General features: G+C 72.6%; 13 protein-coding genes. All 13 read right to left on the minus strand.

Annotated elements, in window-relative coordinates:
- Positions 1-60 precede the first annotated feature (60 nt).
- Positions 61-864, minus strand: coding sequence for an ABC transporter permease (locus GJ743_RS10320; RefSeq protein ID WP_328289083.1), 804 nt, complete (start codon positions 862-864; stop codon positions 61-63).
- 95 nt (positions 865-959) lie between these two features.
- On the minus strand, positions 960-1871 hold the full coding sequence (locus GJ743_RS10325) for an ABC transporter permease (RefSeq protein WP_155051840.1): 912 nt from the start codon (positions 1869-1871) through the stop codon (positions 960-962).
- A 3-nt stretch (positions 1872-1874) separates the two neighbouring features.
- A complete protein-coding gene (locus tag GJ743_RS10330) occupies positions 1875-3074 on the minus strand; it encodes an ABC transporter ATP-binding protein (RefSeq protein ID WP_155052019.1) in 1200 nt (399 codons plus the stop codon).
- Positions 3074-4291 (minus strand): ABC transporter substrate-binding protein, encoded by a 1218-nt coding sequence (locus GJ743_RS10335; RefSeq protein WP_328289047.1) that lies wholly within the window; start codon positions 4289-4291, stop codon positions 3074-3076. Before GJ743_RS10335 ends, GJ743_RS10330 begins: the two co-directional genes overlap by 1 nt.
- Before the next feature lie 89 nt (positions 4292-4380).
- Entirely contained in the window at positions 4381-7422 is a 3042-nt protein-coding gene (locus GJ743_RS10340) for an FtsK/SpoIIIE domain-containing protein (protein WP_155051842.1), read from the minus strand.
- 101 nt (positions 7423-7523) lie between these two features.
- The gene (locus GJ743_RS10345; protein ID WP_155051843.1) at positions 7524-7994 is read right to left on the minus strand and encodes an FHA domain-containing protein; all 471 of its coding nucleotides are present in this window, start codon (positions 7992-7994) and stop codon (positions 7524-7526) included.
- 146 nt (positions 7995-8140) lie between these two features.
- Positions 8141-10477, minus strand: a complete 2337-nt coding sequence (locus GJ743_RS10350; protein ID WP_155051844.1) for a transglutaminase family protein — start codon at positions 10475-10477, stop codon at positions 8141-8143.
- Entirely contained in the window at positions 10474-11856 is a 1383-nt protein-coding gene (locus tag GJ743_RS20180) for a DUF58 domain-containing protein (protein ID WP_155051845.1), read from the minus strand. The genes GJ743_RS10350 and GJ743_RS20180 overlap by 4 nt, the downstream gene beginning before the upstream one ends.
- Complete coding sequence (locus GJ743_RS10360; protein WP_155051846.1) at positions 11853-12824, minus strand: AAA family ATPase; 972 nt, start codon at positions 12822-12824, stop codon at positions 11853-11855. The genes GJ743_RS20180 and GJ743_RS10360 overlap by 4 nt, the downstream gene beginning before the upstream one ends.
- Positions 12825-12844: 20 nt before the next feature.
- Entirely contained in the window at positions 12845-18712 is a 5868-nt protein-coding gene (locus GJ743_RS10365; protein WP_155051847.1) for an Ig-like domain-containing protein, read from the minus strand.
- Positions 18709-20181 carry a serine/threonine-protein kinase gene (locus GJ743_RS10370; RefSeq protein ID WP_155051848.1) on the minus strand — a complete coding sequence of 491 codons (1473 nt, stop codon included), beginning with the start codon at positions 20179-20181 and terminating at the stop codon, positions 18709-18711. The genes GJ743_RS10365 and GJ743_RS10370 overlap by 4 nt, the downstream gene beginning before the upstream one ends.
- 34 nt (positions 20182-20215) lie before the next feature.
- Complete coding sequence (locus tag GJ743_RS10375; RefSeq protein WP_328289048.1) at positions 20216-21022, minus strand: PP2C family protein-serine/threonine phosphatase; 807 nt, start codon at positions 21020-21022, stop codon at positions 20216-20218.
- 46 nt (positions 21023-21068) lie between these two features.
- Positions 21069-22187 (minus strand): FHA domain-containing protein, encoded by a 1119-nt coding sequence (locus tag GJ743_RS10380; protein ID WP_155051849.1) that lies wholly within the window; start codon positions 22185-22187, stop codon positions 21069-21071.
- Positions 22188-22191 lie beyond the last annotated feature (4 nt).

Consider the following 22191-nt stretch of genomic DNA (forward strand, 5'->3'; position numbering starts at 1 on the left):
CCACGACGAACGGAGCGGCCGCGACCCGCCGGGGTCGCGGCCGCTCCGCGCGCCCGTCGGTCAGCCCATCTCGGCCGCGAGCCGCTTGGCGCGGGCGGCGCGCGACACCTGGGCGATGACCACGATCGCGAGCGCGACGATGAACACCGCCGACGCGATCACGTTCGCCTCGGCCGGGATGCCGCGCGAGGCCGAGATGTAGATGTACTTCGGGAACGTCGTCACCGAACCGGAGTTGAAGTTCGTGATGATGAAGTCGTCGAAGCTCAGGGCGAACGAGAGTAGCGCGGCGGCCATGATGCCCGGCGTCAGCAACGGGAACGTGACGCGCCAGAACACCTGTCGAGGCGAACCGTAGAGGTCGCGCCCGGCCTCCTCGAGCGCCGGGTCGAGACTCGCCACGCGGGCCTTGACCGTGACCACGACGAAGCTGATGCAGAACATCGTGTGCGCCAGGATGATCGTCAGCATGTCCTTCGGGACGCCGACGGCGAGGAACTGCGCCGCGAGCCCCGCGCCGAGGACCACCTCGGGCGTCGCCATCGGCAGGAACAGCAGGAGGCTGATCGACGAGCGGGCCCGGAAGCGGTAGCGGACGAGCGCGATCGCGATCATCGTGCCGAGCGTCGTCGCGACCACCGTCGACACCAGGCCGATGACGATGCTGTTGCCGAACGCCTCGCACACCGCACCGCCCTCGACGTTGCACACGTTCAACCACTTGTCGAACGTGAACCCGCGCCAGGCGATGTTCGACTTCAGCGAGTCGTTGAACGAGAACACGAAGGTGTAGGCGATCGGGATCAGCAGGAAGATGAACGCGAGCGTGACGTAGACGGGCAGGAGCCAGTCGCCGAGCCCGATCCGTCGCCGACGCGGCCGCTGGGGTCCCCGCCGGTCCTCGAGCTCCTCGCTCTCGGTGAGGCCGCCGAGGACGGCGGCCGCCTGGACTTCGCCGCTCACAGCAGGTCCTCCGTTCCGGATCGCTTCACGTACACGCCGACGAGCACGAGGATCGCCGCCATCAGGATGATCGAGAGCGCCGCGGCCGCCGGGTAGTTCAGCAGCACGAGGAAGTTCGCCTCGATCACGTTGCCCATCATCTGCGTGTCCGGACCTCCGAGGAAGTCCCGGCTCGCGTTCACGTAGTCACCGGCCGCCGGAATGAAGGTGAGCAGCGTGCCCGCGACGATGCCGGGCATCGACAGCGGGATGGTCACCTTGCGGAACACCGTGAACGAGTTCGCGTAGAGGTCGCTGCCGGCCTCGAGGTAGCGCGTGTCGAGCCGTTCGAGCGTCGTGTAGAGCGGCAGCGTCATGAACGGGATGAAGTTGTACGTCAGGCCGAAGACCACCGCGAACGGCGTGCCCGCGAAGTACGCGTCGGGGCCGAGCAGGCCGATCGCCTTGAGCGAGGTGATGATGAGCGACTCGTCCGACAGGATCTGCTTCCAGGCCAGGGTCCGGAGCAGGAAGCTGATGAAGAACGGGGCGATCACGAGCACCAGGAGCAGGCTCTGCAGCAGCGGCCGGCGACGCGCCTTGACGCCGATGAAGTACGCGATCGGGTAGCTGAACAGGAGCGCGAACACCGTCGCGAGCAGGGCGTAGCCGAACGATCGGAGGATGTGCGGCCAGTAGTCCTGGATGACGGTGACGTAGTTCTGCCAGTTGAACGCGTAGTCGTACACGCCGATGTCGCCGAACTCGCTCGGCGCCTGCAGGGAGGTCAGGATCAGCGAGATGAGCGGGGTCAGGAAGAACAGGACGAGGTAGAGGATGCCGGGCAACAGGAGGAAGAGCGCGATGGGGCTCTTCCTCCGCGTCACCTGGGGCTGCGCCTCCGTCGTCGCGAATGCTGCGAAGGCCATGGCTCAGCTGCCCTCGAGCTCCGTGATGAGCGCTTCCCGGCGCTGCACCGCGATGGACTGCGTGTCGGCGTCGGCCGGGAAGCGCGACGACTCGTCGGGCTCGTCGGAGAGCCCGAAGCCGTGCTCGACGTCCCAGCTCAGCCAGACCTCGGAGCCCTCGTGGGCGACCGGTCCGAACGTCATGTTCTGGGCGAACACCGAGATCGTGCCGACTCCCGGGACCGCGACGATGTACTCCGTGCTCACGCCGGCGAACGAGACGTCGATGACCCGGCCGGGGCCGAGCAGGTTGCGACCGGCGACCTCCTCGGGCTGCTCCGCGTGGAGCGTGACCTTCTCGGGGCGGACGCCGACCGTGACGAGCCCCTGATGACGCTGCGAACGCGCGGTCGGGACCGTGATGCGATGACCGCCGGCGTCGACCGTCATGGCCGTATCGGTCGTGCCGACCACGTCGCCGGTGAAGAGGTTCGACTTGCCGAGGAAGTTCGCGACGAACGCCGTGCGCGGCAGCTCGTAGAGCTCCTCGGGTGCGCCCATCTGCTCGATCGCGCCCTTGTTCATCACCGCGACGGTGTCGGCCATGGTCATGGCCTCCTCCTGGTCGTGCGTGACGTGGAGGAAGGTCAGGCCGACCTCCTCCTGGATCGTCTTCAGCTCGAGCTGCATCTGGCGACGCAGCTTCAGGTCGAGCGCACCGAGCGGCTCGTCGAGCAGGAGCAGTGCGGGTCGGTTCACGATCGCGCGGGCCAGTGCGACGCGCTGCTGCTGTCCGCCCGACAGTTGCGCGGGGCGCCGCTGCGCGAGGTGGTCGAGCTCGACGAGCTTCAGCGCCTCGTGGGCCTTCGCCTCGGCGTCGCCGATGCGGCGGCGCTTCAACCCGAACGAGACGTTGTCGATGATCGACATGTGCGGGAAGAGCGCATAGCTCTGGAACACCGTGTTCACGGGGCGCTGGTGCGCCTTCGTGTCCGTGACGTCCTTGCCGCCGATCAGGATGCGCCCCGCGGTCGGCTCCTCGAGGCCGGCGACGAGCCGCAGGGTCGTCGTCTTGCCGCAGCCCGACGGGCCGAGCAGCGCGAAGAACGACCCCGCCGGGATGGTGAGGTCGAGCTCCTCGATCGCCGTGAAGCCCGGAAACCGCTTCTGGATTCCGACCAGCTCGAGGTCGGCGCCGCTCTCTGCGAACTCTCGGATCGACATCACGAACCCAGGAGGATCTGCTGGAACTGCGTCTGGTACTTCTGCTCCTCGGCACCCGAGAGGGCACGGAAGATGAACGCGTTCGAGAGCGTCTCCTCGTTGGGGAAGATGAGCTGGTTCTCAGCCAGCTCCGGGTCGATCGCGACCGCGGCCTCCTGCGCTCCGACGACGGGGGTGATGTAGTTCACCCATGCGGCGACCTCGGCTGCGACCTCGGGCTCGTAGTAGTAGTTGATCAGCGTCTCGGCGTTCGTCTTGCGCGGCGAGCCGATCGGGATCAGGAAGTTGTCGTTCCACAGGGTGCCGCCCGCGGTGGGGATCGCGAACTGCCACTTGTCGCCGGCCTCCGCGTTCAGGACCGTGATGTCGCCCGACCAGCAGATCGCCGCGAGCGTGTCCTCGCTCTTGAGGTCCTCCAGGTAGGAGTTGCCCTTGATGTTGCGGATCTGGCCGTTGGCCACCTGCTCGTCGAGGATCTCGATGGCGGCGTCGAACTCCGCGTCGCCCCAGTCGGGGCTCGAGATGTCGACACCGTTCTGGAGCATGATGAGCCCCATCGTGTCGCGCATCTCCGAGAGCACGCCCACGCGGCCCTTCAGCTCGGCGTTCCACAGGTCCTCGACCGTCTCGAGCCCGCCGGGCACCTTCTCGGTGTTCCAGCAGATGCCGGCGAAGCCGCCCTGCCACGGAAGCGAGTGCTTCCGCCCTTCGTCGAAGCTCGGGTTCGCGAGCGCCGGTGCGAGGTTGGCGATGTTCGGGATGTTGCCGTGGTCGAGCTCCTGCGTGTACCCCAGGCGGATCCAGCGCGACACCATCCAGTCGGTGAGGCACACGGTGTCGGCCCCGATGTCCTGGCCGAGCGCGAGCTGGTCCTTGACCTTGCCGTAGTAGGTGTTGTTGTCGTCGACGGCGACCTCGTAGTTGACCGAGATGCCGGTCTCCTCCTCGAAGGCGACGAGCGTGGGGTAGTTGCCGTCGTCGTCCTCGTCGATGTAGGCGGCCCAGTTGGCCCAGTTGAGCGTCTTGTCCGTGTCGGACACGTCCGCCGCCGCGGTAGGCCTGGCCTGGCCCCCGCCGGTCGAGCAGGCGGCGAGCGCGAGCGCGGAGGCGCCGGCGCCCGCGCCCGCGAGGAGCCCGCGACGCGTCACCTGCGCCTGTCGGGCCTGCGCGACGAGGGCGCGGATGATGGGGTCCTGGGGAAGGGGACGGCTGCTCACGAGGTCTCCAATCGACATGCATGCGCGTGCAGGGGTGCGAAGATACTGACACACTGCGTGGCGGAAATCAGCAGATGATGTCCGAATCGTTAATTTCTGCGAACAACACGCACGGAATCAGTGCCCGATCCGGGTTGCGACGGACGGAATCCGTCGTATTCCGGCGGCCAAACCGCGCGTTCGATCGTCCGGTCCGGACGGACGCGCCAGCACTGGTCGCGATCGGCGTCGAGCAGCGGCGGGAGGCCCGCATCGCGAGCGAGCGCGCGCAGTTCGGATCCGCCCCCGTGGACGACGATCTCCGCCCGTGCGCGTGCCGCCGCCGCGAGGCTCCAGCCGGCCGCCCAGGCATCGGCGTCGCCGACGATGATCACGCGCGCGTCGCCGACGCCGACGCCGTCGACCTCGGCCTGCGCGCACCGCGCGGCATCCGGGCCGTCGGCAAGGCGGATGACCCGGGCGCCCGGGAGGATCCGTTCGAGGGTGTCCGCGTCCGGACCCGGACGCGCGGAGACGAGGGCGACGCGCCGGCCCGCATCGAGCCGGAGGGGCACTGCGTCGTGGCGCCGTGCGATGGCATCCGGGCGATCGGCGTGCAGGAACTGGGCCGTGCGTCCGCGCCACTGGCCGGCACCCGGGGGCGCGTCGGAGCGATGCAGTCGGCCGTCTCCGCCGGCGTGCACGAGGTCGGCGCGATTCGGGTGCCGGAGCAGCGCGTGGGCCGGCGCAGCGTCGCGGAACCCCTGGCCGAGTGCGCCCGTGCGTCCGGCCGAGAGGACGATCGCCGGCCCTCCGGCGCGGCTCGCTCGCATGAGCTCGCCGAGCGCATCGAGCGCGGCGAGGCGATGCTCCTCGGGCCATCCCGTCAACCGCAGGTCGACGTCGTCGACCACCACGAGTCGTGCGGGCGGTGCGCCGGCCTCCGGCCGAGACCGCCCCGACGCCTGCTCCCGGACCGCGGCGAGCGCATCCCACACCGCGCTTCGCGGGCCCTCCAACCGCTGCACCGCCGCGGCGCCGTGGCGACGCGAGACCTGGGTCGCGAGCGCGTCGAGGAGCGCGGTCCGCCCGGAGCCCGGCGCTCCGAGCACCACGAGCGCGCCGTCGACCTCCGGGTTCCACGACGCCGCGCTCCGGCGCTGCGCCTCCGGCTCGTCGACCACGCCGAGGAGCAGTCGATCCGACTCCGCTCGCTCCCCCGGCGACGGGTCGATCGCGCCGGCGCCGAGCACCGCCTCGATCTCGTCGAGCCCGATCCGCCTCGGCAACGGGTCGAGCCACGGTCGCCGCGGCGGCGGGACGTGCGCATGCCTGGCGGCGGCGACGGCGATCGCCTCCGGCTCGGCGAGCGCGGACTGGAACTCGACCACCCGTCCGCCTCCGGGGTCGACCAGCCCGCGACCCGGTCGAGCGGCATCGAGGTGCGCCGCGCGATCCACACCGAGCACCGCGACGCTGTCCGCCCGTTCGAGCACGCGCAGCGAGACCCGGATGCCGCAGTTCGCACTCACCTGCTCCCGCACGACGCCGTTCGGGCGCTGCGCGGCGAGTACGAGGTGCACTCCCAGGGAGCGGCCGCGCGCCGCGGCATCCGCCACCACCGCCCCGAGTTCGCCGAAGCGCTCGATCATGGCCTGGAACTCGTCGACGACGACGACCAGTCGCGGGAGCGTCACGTCAGCGGGCAGCTCGGCGATGCTCCGGACGCCCGCCGCCGCGAGCACGCGCTCGCGATGACGCAGCTCCGCGCGGATGCTCTCGACCGCACGGGCCGCCTCGGACTCGTCGAGGTCGGTGACCAGCCCGGCCACGTGCGGGAGCCCGTGCACCGGCTGGAACGCCGCACCGCCCTTGAAGTCGACCAGCAGGAACGACACCCGGTCCGGGCCGTACCGTGCCGCCATCGCCGTGATCCACGCGACGAGCAGTTCGCTCTTGCCGCTGCCCGACGTCCCCGCGACGAGTGCGTGCGGGCCGTCGACGAGATCGACCGTGACCGGTCCTTCGGCGGCGAGGCCGATCGTCGCCGCGAGGCTCGAGCGGTCCGTGGTCGCATCGGCGGGCGCCAGCAGTGCGACCAGGCCCACGGATGCCGGGAGCACCGCCGGGCCCGGGACGATGCCGGCCCGCGCGGCGATCCGCGCGAGTCGCTCCGCGGCACCACTCGCCTCGGCATCGGACACCAGCTCCGGCACCATCGCACGAGGAGCGGCACCGGTGACATGGACGAGCGCATGCCGCGGGGAGGTCACCTCGACCACCGTCCGCAGTCCGGGCGGGAGGGACGCGGCCAGTGGGGCCACGGCGATCACGTCGGGATCGCGGATCGGCGTCTCGGTCGGAACGGCACGCGGGGCACGGTCGACGTCGACCGCATCGGAAGCGGCGTCGTCGCCGGGATCGGCATCGGCCTCGGCGACCCGGATCACGGCGACACCCGGGGCGGACGCGCGGTGCGGAAGCATGGCGAGCCACTCCCAGGAGGTCGAGGGGCCGACGAGGCGGCACCGCCCCGGGTCCGTCGCCTCCGCGACCTGCAGGATCGCGGCGCGAGCCGCCGCGCGCGCGAGGGCCGGCCGCCCGACGAAGCCGATGCCTCCCGCGAGCCCGACGCGCACGGGCGCATCGGCGAGCACCGCGGCATCGGCGACCAGGCGGAGCGCCTCCGGGTCGTCGGTCGACGCCCCGTCGATCGACACCCGGCTCGCGACCCGACCTGAGCCGACCACCACCGTCTCGGGCGGACGCCGCGACCAGGCCGGAACGCCGCGATCCGGCAGCGAGCGAACGGCCGGCGTCTCGCGCCACGCGGCCACCCGCTCCAGTTCGTGGCGCCGGGCGACCTCGGATCGGAGCCCGTCGAGGGCCGCGCCGCGAGCGCTGACCTGGGCACGACGCGTCCGTCGCGCGGACCTCCGTGCGTCGAGCACGGTGGCGACGGCCACGAGGGGTCCGAGCGCGGCGAACGCGAGCGAGACCACCGATCCGGTGACGGCCCAGATCGCCACGGCGCCGGCGACCGGCGCCGCGGATGCGATCCAGGGGAACGGCGCACGGCTCGGCTCCGGAGGGACCGGCGGGAGGTGGAGCGTCGGCATCGCCTCGAGGCTCGTCGCAGCGGCATCCGTCATGCCTCGAGCAGAGCAGAGCCCGTCCCGACTCCGGGACGTCCGGTGGATGCTGCGGCCTCCGGGCACGACGGGTCGCCCGTGGAGGACGGGCCGCGAGGGGCTCAGGCGACGACGAAGGCCTGCTCGCCGATCTCCACTCGACTCCCCCTCGGCACCAGCACCCGCCGGCCGGGTTCGCACCGCACGCCGCCCTCGCCCGGCCGGCGCACCACGGTGCCGTTCGCGGAGAATCGATCGGCGACCCACAGGACGCCCTCGTGCTCGCCGAACTCGAGGTGGGTCTTCGAGACGGACAGTCCCCGGTCCACGATCTGGACGAGGTGCTCGAAGGCCTCGCCGGGCTGCGCGAGCGGCTTGCGCCCGACCAGCCCGCTCCCGCCGACGGTGACGACCTCACCGGTGGTGAAGGTGAGCACGAACCGGGCGGATGCCGCTGCGGCGGGCTCGGGCGGAGGCGGCGATTCCACCGTCGCGTCCGATCCCGCCGACCGTTCGGCCGCCTCGGCCCCGACGGTGTCGACGGCGTCCGCAGGGCCGGCGCCCCCGGTCTCGCCGAGCGAGACGCTCAGCACGCCGGATTCGGACCGGTGGATGACGAACGTGTCCCCGGGCCGTGGGTCCTGCGGCCGGCGCGACTCGGGAGTCGCGGAGGTGGAGCTCCCGCACTCGCCGCAGAACATCGCCCCCTCGGGCAACGCCGCACCGCAGATCCGACAGTTCACGTCCCGGCTCCCTTCCGCGAGCCAGCGTAGCCGCCGAGCGAGCCGAGCGAGACGCGCGCCCTCGCGCGTTCGAGCCAGGACCGCGGCTCGTCCATGCGGCGCTGCAACTCCTCGACGGCCGCCCAGACGCGTTCGTCGTCGCCGTCGCCCGGTCCGTCGGGGCCGAACACGGCCCGGTCGACGACCGAGGCGAGCACCGCCGGTCCCAGGCCCCCGACGACGGCGGCCTGCTCGGCGCGGGTCGCCGTCTGCGGCATCGGGTAGCCGTAGTCGGTGGCCTGGTCCGCGAACTCCTCCCAGCCGCCCTCGATCCGCTCCTCCGGGGTCGGTGCCCCTCGCCGCAGGCGACGACGGCGGGTCTTCGCCGCGATGACCGCGAGGAAGGGGCTGGCGAGGAGGGCGAGTGCAGCGAGGACGAGGCCCGCGACGCGGAGGACGGCGAGGACCGCGTCGATCCATGCGTTCCCCCGGTCCGGATCCTCCGAACCGGAATCGGGCTCGGCGGCGAGGTCGTCGACGGGCGTCGGATCCTCGGGGGGCGGGAGCGCGGATTGCGGGCGCGAGACGACCGTCGGCTCGTCGGGCTGCCGCTCGGGGATCGGCCGGACCTCCGGATTGGGATCGATCGCGATCCACGCGCCGTCCTCGACCTGGACCTCGATCCAGGCCTGGAGGTCCGCGCTCCGGAAGACGACGTCTCCGGACGGCACGCCCTCGCGATCGTCGGCGGCGGGCAGGTAGCCGACGACGACGCGGGTCGGGAAGCCGATCGAGCGCGCGAGCATCGCCGCCGCGACGGCGTACTGCTCGCCGTCGCCGACCATCGGCTTCGCGGTCGCGAGCTCCGAGATCCGGTCGAGCGCGTGGCCGGAACGACTGGGGACCTCGTCCTCGCCGATGCCGTGGCTGACATAGCCCTCGCGGTGGAATCCCTCGATGACGGCGGCGAGTCGGACCCCCGGCTCGTCCGAGGACCGTGTCCAGCGGTCGAGCAGGCGGACGAGCGCGTCCGGCGGATCCGGGGACTCCGGCAGGACGGCACCGCCGGGCCGGAGCCCGGCGTGGTCGACCGAGTCGGTCCAGGCGATCGAGTCGGCCGTGTAGCGGTCGTCGGTGCGCAGGCCCGAGCGCACGCCCGCGGTCCCGGTCACGTCGTTGTACGCGAATTCGTCTTCCAGGTCGCTCGCTCGCGGGCCGCCGAACGCGATGCGCTCGAGCTGGCCGACGCCGGGCACCCAGACGTCGTCGTAGGCGAGCACCGCGACCTCGAGGCGAACCGCCTCGCCCGGCGTCGCCGACTGGTCGAGTCGGTAGGGAAGCCGCGAGAACTGCCCCGACGCGCCGGAGCGGTCGGTGCCGCCCACCGAGTAGACGATGCCGTCGTAGGTGTCGAGCGTCGCGATCCGCAGGCCCGCGCCGGCCGGGAGCCCATCGACCCTGAGCATCTCGACGTCGGCGATCTCGGGCGCGAAGGCAGCCCGGAAGGCCGCGAGCGGGCTGTCGTAGTCGTTCGGCTCGAACGGCGGTCGAAGCTCCGCCCTGACGACGTCCCGCGGTCCCGGCGGGAGCGCGAACGTCGCCGCCGTCGCACCGACGAGGGCGACCGCTGCGACGACGGTCGCGCCGACGATCCGTCGCACGTCGGCCAGCGCAGACTCGGCCGACCGCTCGACCACGGCCGTGCGGCGCTCCGCGATGCCGACGCGCACGAGCCACGCGAGCGCGGCGACGAGGAACGCGACGCCCGACTCGAACGCGGCATCCTCGTGCACCACCCCCAGCACGATCCCGGCCACGAGCAGCACCGCAGGCGGGAGCAGCGCCGCAGAGGGTCTCGAGGTTCGCAGGGCGATCGTGACGGCCGTCGCCGTCGCGACGATCCCGAGGAGGAACGGCGGCACGAGCAGCGACTGGTAGGAGCCGACGGGAACGGAGATCGTCACCAGCTGCTTCCACGACAGCGCCACCGCGGCGACGAGCTCGACGAGGCCCTCGGCGGTCGGGAGGACCTCCGCATAGGCGCTCGACGGCACGGCGACGGGCACGCCGAGCACGAGGTACGCGCCCGCGATGGCGGATGCGACGGCCCACGATGGCCAGGACCACACGGCGCCGGCGAACCCGATCGCCGCGCCGGTCAGGATCGCGATGCCGGAGGCGTGCACGAACGCCGGGCTCTCGTAGATCGGCCACCACGGGAGCATGGCCGTGGCCACCAGGGCGACGACCATCGACGTGCTCACGATCGCGGAGCCGAGGCTCGCCCCGGCGATCCGGAGGCGCCCCGGACGCCGCGAGGAGCGCTCGCGACGTGCACCGGCGGTCGTGCTCATGCGACCGATGCCGTCCTCGCGAGCATCGCCGTGAGGTCCTCGAGGTACCCGACCCCGTAGACCGACAGCCCGCCGACGGATCGCGCGGTCGCCTCGCCCTCGGCCGAGCAGCGCACGGCCACGGTCTCGATGCCGAGCGGGAGGCGCGACGCCGCCTGCCTCAGGTCGCCGACGGCGCGCGCGCCCCCGGTGACGACGAACGCGAGCGACACGCCCGAGATCGACTCCGCCGCCGCGCGCGCCGTGTCGGCGAGGCTCGATGCGCGGTCGTCGGCCTCGACGAGGCACAGCGCGTCGAGCAGCCGGTCGCGCGACGCGGTGGGCAGCTCCCCGATCGCCGGTTGCCGTCGTCGAGGCGCACCGCCGCCGGAGACCGGCGTCGCGGCGGCGGGGGCGCGACGCGTGACGGCCTCGCGACGGGGCCGTTCCCTCCCCGAGACCACGAACGCGAGGCTCCTGGCATCGCGGATGGCTCGTGCGCCGATGGACGCCGCGACGCTCACCGCGAGCTCGAAGTCCTCCTCGTCCTCGTACGCGTCGGCTGCGAGGTCGAGCAGCACCATCAGTCGGCTGCGCCGCGTCTCCTCGAACTGCCGCACCATGAAGGTGCCGGTCTTCGCCGAACTCCGCCAGTGGATGTACCGACGGTCATCACCGGGCTGGTACTCGCGCAGCGCGTGGAACGCGATGTCGCTCGCGGTGAGGTCGCGTGTCGGCGACCCCTCGAGGTCGCGCAGGAAGCCCGTGCTCAGCGCCGACACCGCGATCGTGCGGGGGTGCACATGCAGCATCCGCACCTCGGACCACACGATCTCGCGCCGCATCAGCCCGACCGGATCCGCGCGCACCGTGCGGGCCGGACCGACCGGGACGACGCCGCGACGCTCGGTCGGGATCGCCACTCGTTCATCGAAGGTGCCGCCTCGGGGCAGTGCGGGCACGAATCGCGAGACCACCCGCCGACCGACCGGCACCTCGATCCGCGCCCCCGAGAAGCGCCGGCGGCCGGGGTTCCGTGCGACGAGGTGCGCCTCGGCGGACTCGCCGACCGCGACGCGCGGAACGGGGAGCGAGAGTTCGATGGCACCGGCGCCGCGACCGGCCAGCCACGCCGAGGCGAGCGCGATCACGACCACCGCACCCCATCCGAGGATCGCGAGCTCGAGCCATCCGAACCCGTAGCCGAGGACCAGGGCGACGACGGATGCCGCGAGCACACCCCAGCCGAGGGGCGTCACGACGCTGCGACCCGCGCGCGTCCACCGCTCGACGACGGATGCCGCCTGCCGGACCGCGACGACCGCACGCGCGATCGTCACCGCGAGCAGGCCCTGCTTCGCGGCCTCCTCCGGGATGGACGTGCGGGTCTGGAAGGTCACCCGGCCTGCCTCGCTGAGGGTGGCGGTGTCTCGATGAGCACCTGGGCGATCAGGTTCGATGCCGTCACGCCGTCGAACTCCGCCTCGGGGTCGAGGATCAACCGATGCGCGAGGACCGGCTCGGCGAGCGCCTTCACGTCGTCGGGCACGACGTAGTGACGACCGCGCCCGGCGGCGTGGGTCTTCGCGGCGCGCACGAGGGAGAGCGCCCCGCGGACGCTCACGCCGAGGCGGACCTCGGTCGCGGTGCGGGTCGCATCGACCAGTCGCGACACGTAGTCGTTGATGGTGGGGTCCACGTACACGGTGCGCGCCAGCGCGGCCATCTCCACGATCTGGTCGGCGCCCAGGCGCGGCTGCACGCGGTGATCGTGAGCGCGCTGGTCGGTGCCCTCGAGGATCCGGATGGTCGACGCGTGGTCGGGGTACCCGATCGAGGTTCGCATGAGGAACCGGTCGAGCTGCGCCTCGGGCAGCCGATAGGTGCCGGCCTGCTCGACGGGGTTCTGCGTGGCGATCACCATGAACGGCCGGTCGACGTGATGGGTCTGGCCGTCCACCGTGACCTGGCCCTCCTCCATCACCTCGAGCAGCGCCGACTGCGTCTTGGGGCTCGCGCGGTTGATCTCGTCGGCCAGCACGATGTTCGCGAAGACCGGGCCCGGGTGGAACTCGAAGGCTCCCGAGCGCTGGTCGTAGACGGAGACGCCGGTGATGTCGCCGGGCAGCAGGTCGGGCGTGAACTGGACCCGGTTGCTCGTTCCCGCCACCGACTGCGCCATGGCGCGTGCGAGCGAGGTCTTCCCCGTGCCGGGGACGTCCTCGAGCAGGAGGTGGCCCTCGCTCAGCAGTGCGGTGAACGCGAGGCGGATGACCCGGTTCTTGCCGAGCAGGATCTCCTCGACCGCTCCGACGAGCTCGTCGAGGTTCGACGCGAATCGGGTGGCGTCCTCGGGGGTCATGGTCATGCGGTGCTCCTCGTGGGGATTCATCGGGACTCGAACCTCGCGGTGACGCCCGCGACCTCAACATCCAACCAGACGCGGTCGCCGGGCTTCGCGCCGGCGACCTGGCAGGAGGTCGCGCTCTGGGCCGTGCGTCCGACGCGGTCCCCGTCGGCGCCGCACCGGAACGCGGCAGGAAGGCCGTTGTTCGCCGGAGCGGCCGTCCACGACCAGGTCGAGGTGGCCTCGTCGTACGACCGCCCCGGCAGCGCGAAGGTGAGCGTCGGCGACTCCCCGCCCGGGAACGTCCCCGACCACGGTCCGCACGTGCCCCAGACCGTGCAGCTTCGCACCTGGAAGCGCGCCGTCTGGCCGAACGGGCGATTGAGCAGCTGCCGCAGCCAACCGGTGCCCGAGAAGTCCTTCGGCGAGCCGACGCGAGCGCCGGCAGCGTCGATCGCGATGATCTGCAGTCGCTTCGTGCCGCCGTCGACGCTGTCGATGTAGCGGTCCCAGGTCTCCGCGTTGGACCAGTCCATCGCGCTGCCGACGTCCTGGACCGCGCCCGGCGCGGGCCGGACGACGGTCGTCGCGACCTCGGTCGAGACGCACCCGGCCCGGTTCCAGCCCCAGACGACGAAGCCGTACCGGGCCGATTCGACGTTGGTTCCGCTGAACTGGACGCTGGAGGCGCCGGGGCCGACGCGCACCATCTCGGCCACCGTGCCGCCGACGGTCGGAGCGACCACCGAGCCGGGCGCAGGGGTCGTCACCGAGCAGGCCTGGGCCCCTCCGGGGACCGCCGTCTCGCCTTCGACGAGGCGCTGCACGAAGTACCCGGCGATGGCGTCGCCGTTCCCGCCGAACGGCGGCCATGAGACGACGACGGTTCCGGCGGCGGAATCGGCGTCCACCGTGATCCCTCCGGCGACGGGTGCGCCGAAGGGCGTCCCGGTCGTGCTCGCCTCCGTCCACGCGGCGAGCGCGGGCAGGGCGCCGTTGCGCGCACTGACGGTGATGCTCACCGAGCTGCCGTTGGCGAGTCCCTGCGACTCGACCGAGCAGACGGACGCCGTGCAGGCGCGACCGGCGTCGACCTCGATCGGGGAACCGGCGATCCAGACGACGTAGGTGCTGACCGGACTTCCCGCGCCCGTCGACACGGGAACCCATTCGACCCGGAGCCGCCCGTCGAGCGGGACCGCTCGGAGCCCGGATGCGGCCGGCGGGATCACGTCCGACCAGACCGGGGTCGGGAGCTGCACCGGCTCGCCGAGCCCGATCGCGTTGCGCGCCTGGATGCGCACGACGACCGCTGCGCCGGGCCCGTTGCCGAGCGTGGGCACGGTGCAGGTCGTCGCCCCGCAGTCCGACGCGGCGAGCTCGTCCCCTCCGTCGGGGTCGAGCAGGCTGATCCGGTAGGCCTCGATCGGCGAGTTGTTCGATGCGCCCGCGCCGAACGAGAGGTCCAGCTCGCCGTCGCGGAACCCGGTCAGGCGCGCGTCCGTGACGGGGTCGGGGCGATCCTGCACGGAGATGGTCACGGTGCCCCACGCGTAGCGACTCGAGTCGTTCGTGGCGTCGGCGACCTGGTACTCGAGCGTGGTGTTGACCGGTTCCGCGCCGGCGGAGACCGAGACGGAGAGGCGCGAGCGGTCGGCGTCCGGAACGACGGTCAGTCCGGCCGGCAGGTTCTCGGCTCCGAGCCCGCGGACGCGGATGACGCGTAGCGGCGTGTCGGGGAACGGGTTGCCCGCCGCGTCGTTGTCCAGGACGTCGACGGCGGTCGTGAGGCCGCGGGGTGCCACGGCGACGTCCGGCGCGGGTCGCGCCAGGGGGCGAGTGGACGGGACGACGCGCAGCTCGATCCGGCCCGGCGTCCCCTCGACGCCATCGGCGGAGACGCCGACGGTGATCGACGTGCGGGTGCCCTGGGGCGTCGACTCCGACGCGCGGACGCGCAGTTCCGTGCCGTCGAGCGTGGCGCCGAACCCCTCGGGCACGTCGCCGATGACGCGGTACTCGAGATCGGCGTCGTCCGAGCCCGGCAGGCTCGTGAGGCGTTCGAGGTCGATCGCCTTCTCCTGGCCCGGCTCGAAGTCGATCACGCCTCCGTCGAACGCGGGCGGCTGCCCCGCTCTCGGCGTGACCTCGATGGGGATCACGACGGTTCCGGTGCGGCCCTCCGGGTCGTCGGCGGAGTCGCCGTCCGTGACGGTGAAGGAGATCGACGCCGGACCGAAGTACCCGGGCTCGCTGCGGAACCGGACCGTATCGGCGTCCACCGCGAGCTCGCTCCCGTCGGAGTGGGATGCGCGCACGGTCGCGGCGTCGGTGAGCCGGACCGGACGGCCGGATGCGGCGACCACGTAGTCCTCGAGGTCGAGGACGACCTCCTCGCCGGTCGTCACCTCGACCGGCGGCGCGTCCCTGCGCAGCTGCGGCAGCGCGTCGTCGCGCCCCGGCACCCAGATGAACGCGTAGGCGCGCAGGTCCGGATCGTCGGGGTGCGCGACGGAGTAGGGCACGATGCGACGCCGGTCCTCGACCTCGATGTGCACGGTGCCACCCGATACGCGCGCGCCGTCGGAATAGCCCGGGATCAGGGCGACGTCCGCGTCGGCGGCGTCCGCATCGGCGATGAAGACCTCGTCGAGCACGTCGACGTCGACCTCCTCCTCGTCGAGCACGTCGGTCAGGCTCAGCACGATGTCGGCCGCCTCCGGCCGGGTGAGCGGTGCGTCGGGATCGGCGGTGATGCGCACGTAGCTCGAGGCGGTCGCCTGCCGTTCGTTCTCGACGGTGTAGATGGCGCCGTAGAGGCCCGGCCCGTTCGGCACGTCGACGACGACCATGTCGTCGACCCGCTCGACGACTGCACCCGGGGTGTTCGCCTCGACATCGGTGAGGCTCAGCGCCGACCCGTCGGGGTCGGTGTCGTTCTCCAGCACCCGGACGGCGACCGTGCGGCCGGGCCGCACCGTGATCTCGTCCTCGATCGCCACCGGATGCCGCGCCCCCTCGAGGCCGGGCGCGACTCCGACGCGCACGGTGCCCGTCGCCCGCGCTCCCAGGGCGTCGACCACGGTGTACGCGAACGTGTCGGTGCCGGCCGAGTAGTCCCCGGCGCGGTACTCGAGCCAGTCCGCCCCCCGGTCGACGACGGTGCCGCGCTCGGGGTTGGACTCCTGTCCGATCAGCTGGACGGAGTCGCCGTCCGGATCGATCCCCCCGAGCGGGATCGGGATCCGCACGCTCCCGCCGGCGAGGACTCGCGCCGTCGCCGTGCGCGGGACCGGCGGCGAGTTGCTCTCGGCGTCCGCGTCGCGGACGGTGATCCGGACCGAGGCCGTGCCGAACTGGCCGTCGGGCCCCTCGACGCGGTAGACCGCCTCGAACTCGCCCGGTCGGTCCGGCGCGTGATAGCGCAGGCGCGATCCCGAGGTGAACAGCAGCCCGGCCTCCGGTTCCTCCACGAGGCCGGGCGAGAGCGTCAACCGGTCGCCGTCGGGATGCTCGTCGTTGTCGAGCACGGGGATGTCGATGACATCGCCGGTGCGCGCGGATGCGGTGTCGGCGACGGCGACGGGCGGCTGGAACCGGTCCGGCCTCGGCACCTCGACGACCGTGACCGAGCCCGTCGCGTCGGCGAGGCCGTTGCTCACGTGGTAGCCGAAGGTCGTGGAGCCGGTCGCGAGGGGCTGCATGAGGGTGACCCGGAGGACGCGGTGCTCCACGACCTCGACGCGCAGCGCGGGGTCGACCGTCGCCTCGAGGCCGGTGATGATGAGGAGTCCGCCCGTGGGGTCGATGTCGGAGGCGAGGATGTCGACCTCCATCGGCTGCTCGAGCCGGAGGAACGCCGTGTGGGGCACGGTGACGGGGATCGTGTCGCGCTCGGGGGGCGCCGAGACCTCCACGCGCACGAGTCCCGTCGCGGTGCGTCCCTCGTCGGTGACCGTGTACTCGAGGTAGTGCGTGCGGACGGCGTCGGTCCGGAACCGGAAGGTCCCCGCGTCGAAGTCGGGCGTGATCACGGCCTCCGGCTTCGACGGCACGGCGGTGAGGTGCGGCATCCCGGTGCCGCCGCGGACGTGACGGAGCGGCTCGAGCTCGATCTCCTCCCCCGCGGTGGCGAGCGCCACGAACGATTCCGCGATGAGCGGCGCCTCCCCGGGGGCCCGCACGGTCACGACCATCGCACCGACGCCCTCGTCCCGCCCGTCCGAGACGGCCAGGGAGACCGTGCGCGTCGCACCCTCGCCGGCCTCGTCGAAGACCACGACCCCGTCGGCCGTGGACGAGACGCGGTCCGGCGCCTCGGCGCTCGCGCGACGGAGGAAGATCGGATCGCCGTCGGGGTCGACCCATTCGCCGAGCACCGCCGTCGTGACCCGTCCGCCCTGCTCGACGATCGCGCGGCTCTCGCGCACCTGCCGCGGCGCCTCGTTCTCCTCGGGCGGCCGCACGGTGATGCTCACGATCGCGCGCGCGGTGCCGCCGCGACCGTCGTCGATCGTGTAGCCGAACTCGAAGGCGCCCTGGGCCGATTCGCCGAGCGTCACCTGCACCTGCTGCCGATCGGCGACGAGGTCGAGACGGGCACCGTCGGGCAGTTCGCCGTCCACCGCCGAGACGACGAGGACGTCGCCGTTGGCGTCGTAGTCGTTCAGGAGCACGGGCAGCAGGGTGGTCCGCCCGGGGCGGGCGCCGAACTCGTCGTCGAGCGCGACCGGTGCCACCTGCGCCTTCTCGATCGTCGGCGTCGCATCCGGATCGTTCTGCTCGACCGTCTCGTCGTCGCGCTCGATGGCGAGGAGATCGTCCCAGTTGTCGATGAGTCCGTAGTCGCCGGAGGCCGCCCAGGTCGCGCCCGACCGCCGGTCGTTCAGCACGACGGTCTCTCCGTTGGCCAGGAAGTCCGGCGACATGGCGCCGCCGGCCCCCTCGAGGGGTCCCACCGGCGCGCCGGCGCCGCCGTCGCAGTCGCGCCACGCGGTGCCGTCGCCCCATGCCGCGTGCCGGCAGTCCCCGTCGACGAAGGGCGCGGCGGGCTCCCCGTCGTGTCCGTCGTCGCGCTCGATGGGTTCGGAGCCGTCGAACGGGATCTCGAGCAGCCGTTCCCGCGTGGCGACGAGCACCCCGTCGCCCGTCGTCGCGGGTCGCTGCAGCACGGGGTCGTCGCCGGGATCCGCGAGTCCCTCGAGCGAGATGACGGCCCCGCCCTCGAACGTCAGGACGGCCGCCTCCTCGTCGAGGATCGCCCACCTGCCCGCCACCGAGGTGAGCTGCGTCACGACGTCGTCGTCGAGCGGCTCGAGCTGCCAGGTGGCCTGGGTCCGGTCGGGGTCCTCCGCCGACACGCGCGAGACGACGCCCGTCGTCGGCGTGTACGCGAGGATGCGTCCCGACTCGTCGACGGAGATCATCGAGCCGGGCCCGAACGACAGCGCGGGGTCGTCCTCGGCGTCGAAGGCGGCGAAGTCCTGCACCGGCCAGACCCAGAGGTCTCCGCCCGCGCTGACGACGACCCGGTCGCCCGCGAGCGCGAGCTCGGCGTCTCCGGGCACCGCGACCGTGGCCGTGACCGTCGACGTCGTCGGGTCGACGATCCCGACGCTGGCGCGGTCGCGGTCCATGACGAGCACCGTGGCACCGTCCTGCACGACCTCGGAGCGCGCACCGCCGGTGTCGACCACGGCGTTCAGCTCGAGCACCGCGGTGTTGGCGCGTCCGACCGTCTGCCGTCCGTCGTTGGCGACCCACACGGAGGCATCCCCGAGGTCGATGCGCTGCGCCGTGTAGCCGCCGGATGCCACGGCGACCCCGGCCACGAGCGCGACCACCGCAGCGACCGAGGCACCGGTCACGATCGCCGATCGACGCCGCGCCCACGCGGCCCGCAGGTTCATCGCGGCACCTCGTCGACCTCGGTGCAGCGCTCGGCGCTCGGCTCGCCGGTCCTGCCGTCGCGCCAGACGGTGACCGTGGCGCACACGGTTCCCGGTTCATCGAGGTTGACGGCGTACTCCGCCGCCCGCTGCGGCGCGGAGGAGCGCCCCTGCACCGTGACGATGTAGGCGTCGCCCTGGCGCAGGCCCGGGTCGTCCCACGCGAACTCCACCGTCGCGCCGTCGGTGCTGGCCCGCACGTCGGCGACGACCGGGATGTCGCCCGCGCTCCCCGCGACGGTCAGCAGTCCGGCGACGACGAGCCCGACGAAGACCGCAGCGGCGATCGCGACCCCCAGGATGAGCCGTCCGGTCGAGGGCGGCGAGCTTCGCGCGCGCCCGGACAGCGACCCTTGGGAGTGCGGGTCGAGGCTTCGCGGCACGGGGCGGCCGGATGCGCCGGAGCGGCGCCGTCGGGATCGACCCGAGGATGCGGCGACGCTCGTGCCCGCGCCGATGCGCGTGCGCTCGTCGAGATCGACGGCGGTCGCGAGCGCCCAGTCGTCCATCGCGACCTCGAGCTGCGTCTGCGGGAGTGCGAGCTCCTCCTCGACCGCCTGCAGGTCGCGGATGAACTCGAGGGCGCTCCCCTGGCGGTCGGCCGGTCGCTTGGACATCGCCCGGGCGAGCACGGTCTCGAGGCTCCGCGGGACGTCGGGTCGACCGGTGGGAGGGACCTTGGCCTTCTCGATGCGACCGACGAGGGCGACCGTGCCGTTGTCGCCACCGGGGACCTCGAACGGGCTGCGTCCGGCGAGGAGCGAGTAGACCGTCGCGCCGAGCGACCAGACCTCGCTCGCGACGCTGCCGGCGACCTCGTCGAGCAGGACCTCCGGGGCGGACCACGGCACGGACAGCCCGACCGCATCGCTCGCCTCCGCCTGGCCGAGCGTGGCGGCGATGCCGAAGTCGGAGAGCACGGGATGCCCGTAGGCGGTCGTCAGGATGTTCGACGGCTTGATGTCGCGGTGCAGCACGCCCTGGCGGTGGGCGGTCTCGACCGCGCTCGCGATGCGGACGCCGATCGAGAGCACCTCCGCGAGCGGGAGCTGCACCGCGCGGTAGCGCTGTCCGAGTGTCGCGGAGCAGTACTCCATGACGAGGTACGGACGACCGTCTGCGGCGACGCTCGCCTGGTACACCGTGAGGATCGACGGATGGCTCGACAACTGCGCCATCAGGTTCGCCTCGGCCTGGAACATCTGGCGCACCTCGTCGTTGACGACTTCGGCGAGCAGGACCTTCACCGCGACGAGCCGTCGCGGCATGTTCTGCTCGTAGAGGAACACGTCGGCGAACCCGCCCGACCCGAGGACCCGGATGAACGAGAACCCGGGCAGGTTGGGCGGCGTGGACGGCAGTCGCCTCGACACGATCCTCCCGCCAGCCTCAGGTGCGATGCGTCCCGGGGCGCACGGGGCCTCGGGCATGGCCCAATTCTAGGGTCGGGTGCGTCCGACTGGATCAGGCCGGTTCGTCTGCTGTGGACGGCCGCTGCACCCTGAGCACGTCGACCACGACGACCGTGACGTTGTCCCGGCCGCCGTTGCCCACGGCGGCCTCGACGAGCTGTCGCACCGCCTGCTCCGGCGAACGGCCCGAGATGAGGAAGTGACGGATGCCGTAGGGCGTCAGCTCCTTCGTCAACCCGTCGGAGCACACGAGGATGCGCATGCCCTCCTCGAGCGGGATCGCCCGGTAGTCGGGGATCGGCGCCTCGTGGAACCCGACCGCGCGCGTGATCACGTTCGAGTGCGGATGGGTGTCGGCCTCCTCGCGGGTGATCTGGCCCGCGTCCACGAGCTCCTGCACGATCGAGTGGTCGACGGTGAGCTGCTCGAGCGCGCCGCCGATGAGGCGGTACACGCGCGAGTCGCCGATGTTGAAGACGATCCACGCGGGCTCGTCGCCGATGACGCCGAGGGCCACCCCGGTCACCGTCGTTCCGCTGCCCTCGTCGGTGACGCCGGCACCCCGGCCCATGTCGCGCACGGCGAGCTTCAGAGCTCCGTCGATGTCGCCCGTGCCGACCGACGCCTTGCCGCCGTGCTCGGCGAGTCGGGTGACGACGGCGGCGCTCGCGAAGTCGCCCGCGGCGTGCCCGCCCATCCCGTCGGCGACGGCGAACAGCGGCGCCTGCGCCACGAAGCTGTCCTCGTTGACGGCGCGGCGGAGTCCGGTGTCGGTCGCGGCCGCCCACGCGAGCATCACCTCGGTGCCGTCGGGCAGCACGACCGTGTGACGGCTGTTGCCGTTGCCGATCTGCGTCACCCGGTCCCCCCGTGTCCGATCGAGCTCATGCAGTGTCCGATCGAGTTCATGCGTCGACGCTCCCGAGCGCCGGGAGGATCTCGACGATCGTATCCCCTCCGAGTTGCAGGCTCGTGCCCGGAGTGACCACGAGCGATTCACCGGAGCGCAGGCGGCGCTGGCCGGAGGCCGTGCGCACGACCGTGCCGTTCGTCGACCGCAGGTCGGCCGCGACCAGTCGGCCGCCCTCCATGCGGAGCTCGAGGTGCGTCGCGGAGACCACTCCGGCCGGCGAGTCGACGCGCACGAGCATGACCTCCCCGCTCGCCACCCGCGGCGCGCTGGGGCTCCGGCCGATGAGCACGGGAACCGACACCTCGCCCGCCTCGCCGCCCACGATCCGGTAGCGCAGCGTCGAGGGCCCGCGATCGACGCCCTCCGGTGCGACGGATGCCGCGGCATCCGCCCCGGCATCGCGTGCGCGCCCCTCGGCGAGCCGGGCCCGCGCCGCGCTCGTGAGGATGGTGTCGGCGTCGGCCGCGTTCCCGCGGACGAATCGGACGGTGTCGTCGTCGACGACCCGCATCGGCGCAGTGGGGACCCCGGACGTGGGCGGGCGGCGGTCTCGGGCTCCACGCCACGGCCGGGCCAGCCTCGTGTCGATCTCCGGGTCGCCGGCAAGCGAGTCCGGACGTACCGGGACCTCGCGCCAGGACCACTCGACGGCGGAGGCCCGGAATGCCGCCCGGTCGGCGGGCACCGGCGCGCCGCGAAGGCCGGCCTGGCGCACCTCGTCGAGGGGCGACTCCGCGCCGGCGATGCGCAGCCTCGTCACGGCCGTGAACTCGGCGAGGTGCCACGGCGTGATGCCCCGCGAGTCGAGCCGCCGCGCCCCGCCCGGCGAGGCGAGGTCGATCACGGCTCCGCCGCGCACGATCGCGGTGAGCGGGTCCCCCGACGCGGGCCACCACACCAGTGCGAAGTGCTCGACCCCGCCCTGGCCCAGGGGGATGCGCGCCACGAGTTCCTCGAGTTCGAGTGACGCCTCGCCGGCCGCCTCGGCCAGTCGGGCGACGACCCGGTCCGAGGCCGGCGCCGCGACGGCGGCGATGAAGCGCGATCCCACGACGACGTCCCACTCCGGGGAACCCGGCTCCTCCCGGCGGCGCACCGCACCATCGACCATGGGG

Origin of the sequence: Agromyces bracchium (genome assembly GCF_009709675.1) — a bacterium.
GTDB lineage: Bacteria > Actinomycetota > Actinomycetes > Actinomycetales > Microbacteriaceae > Agromyces > Agromyces bracchium.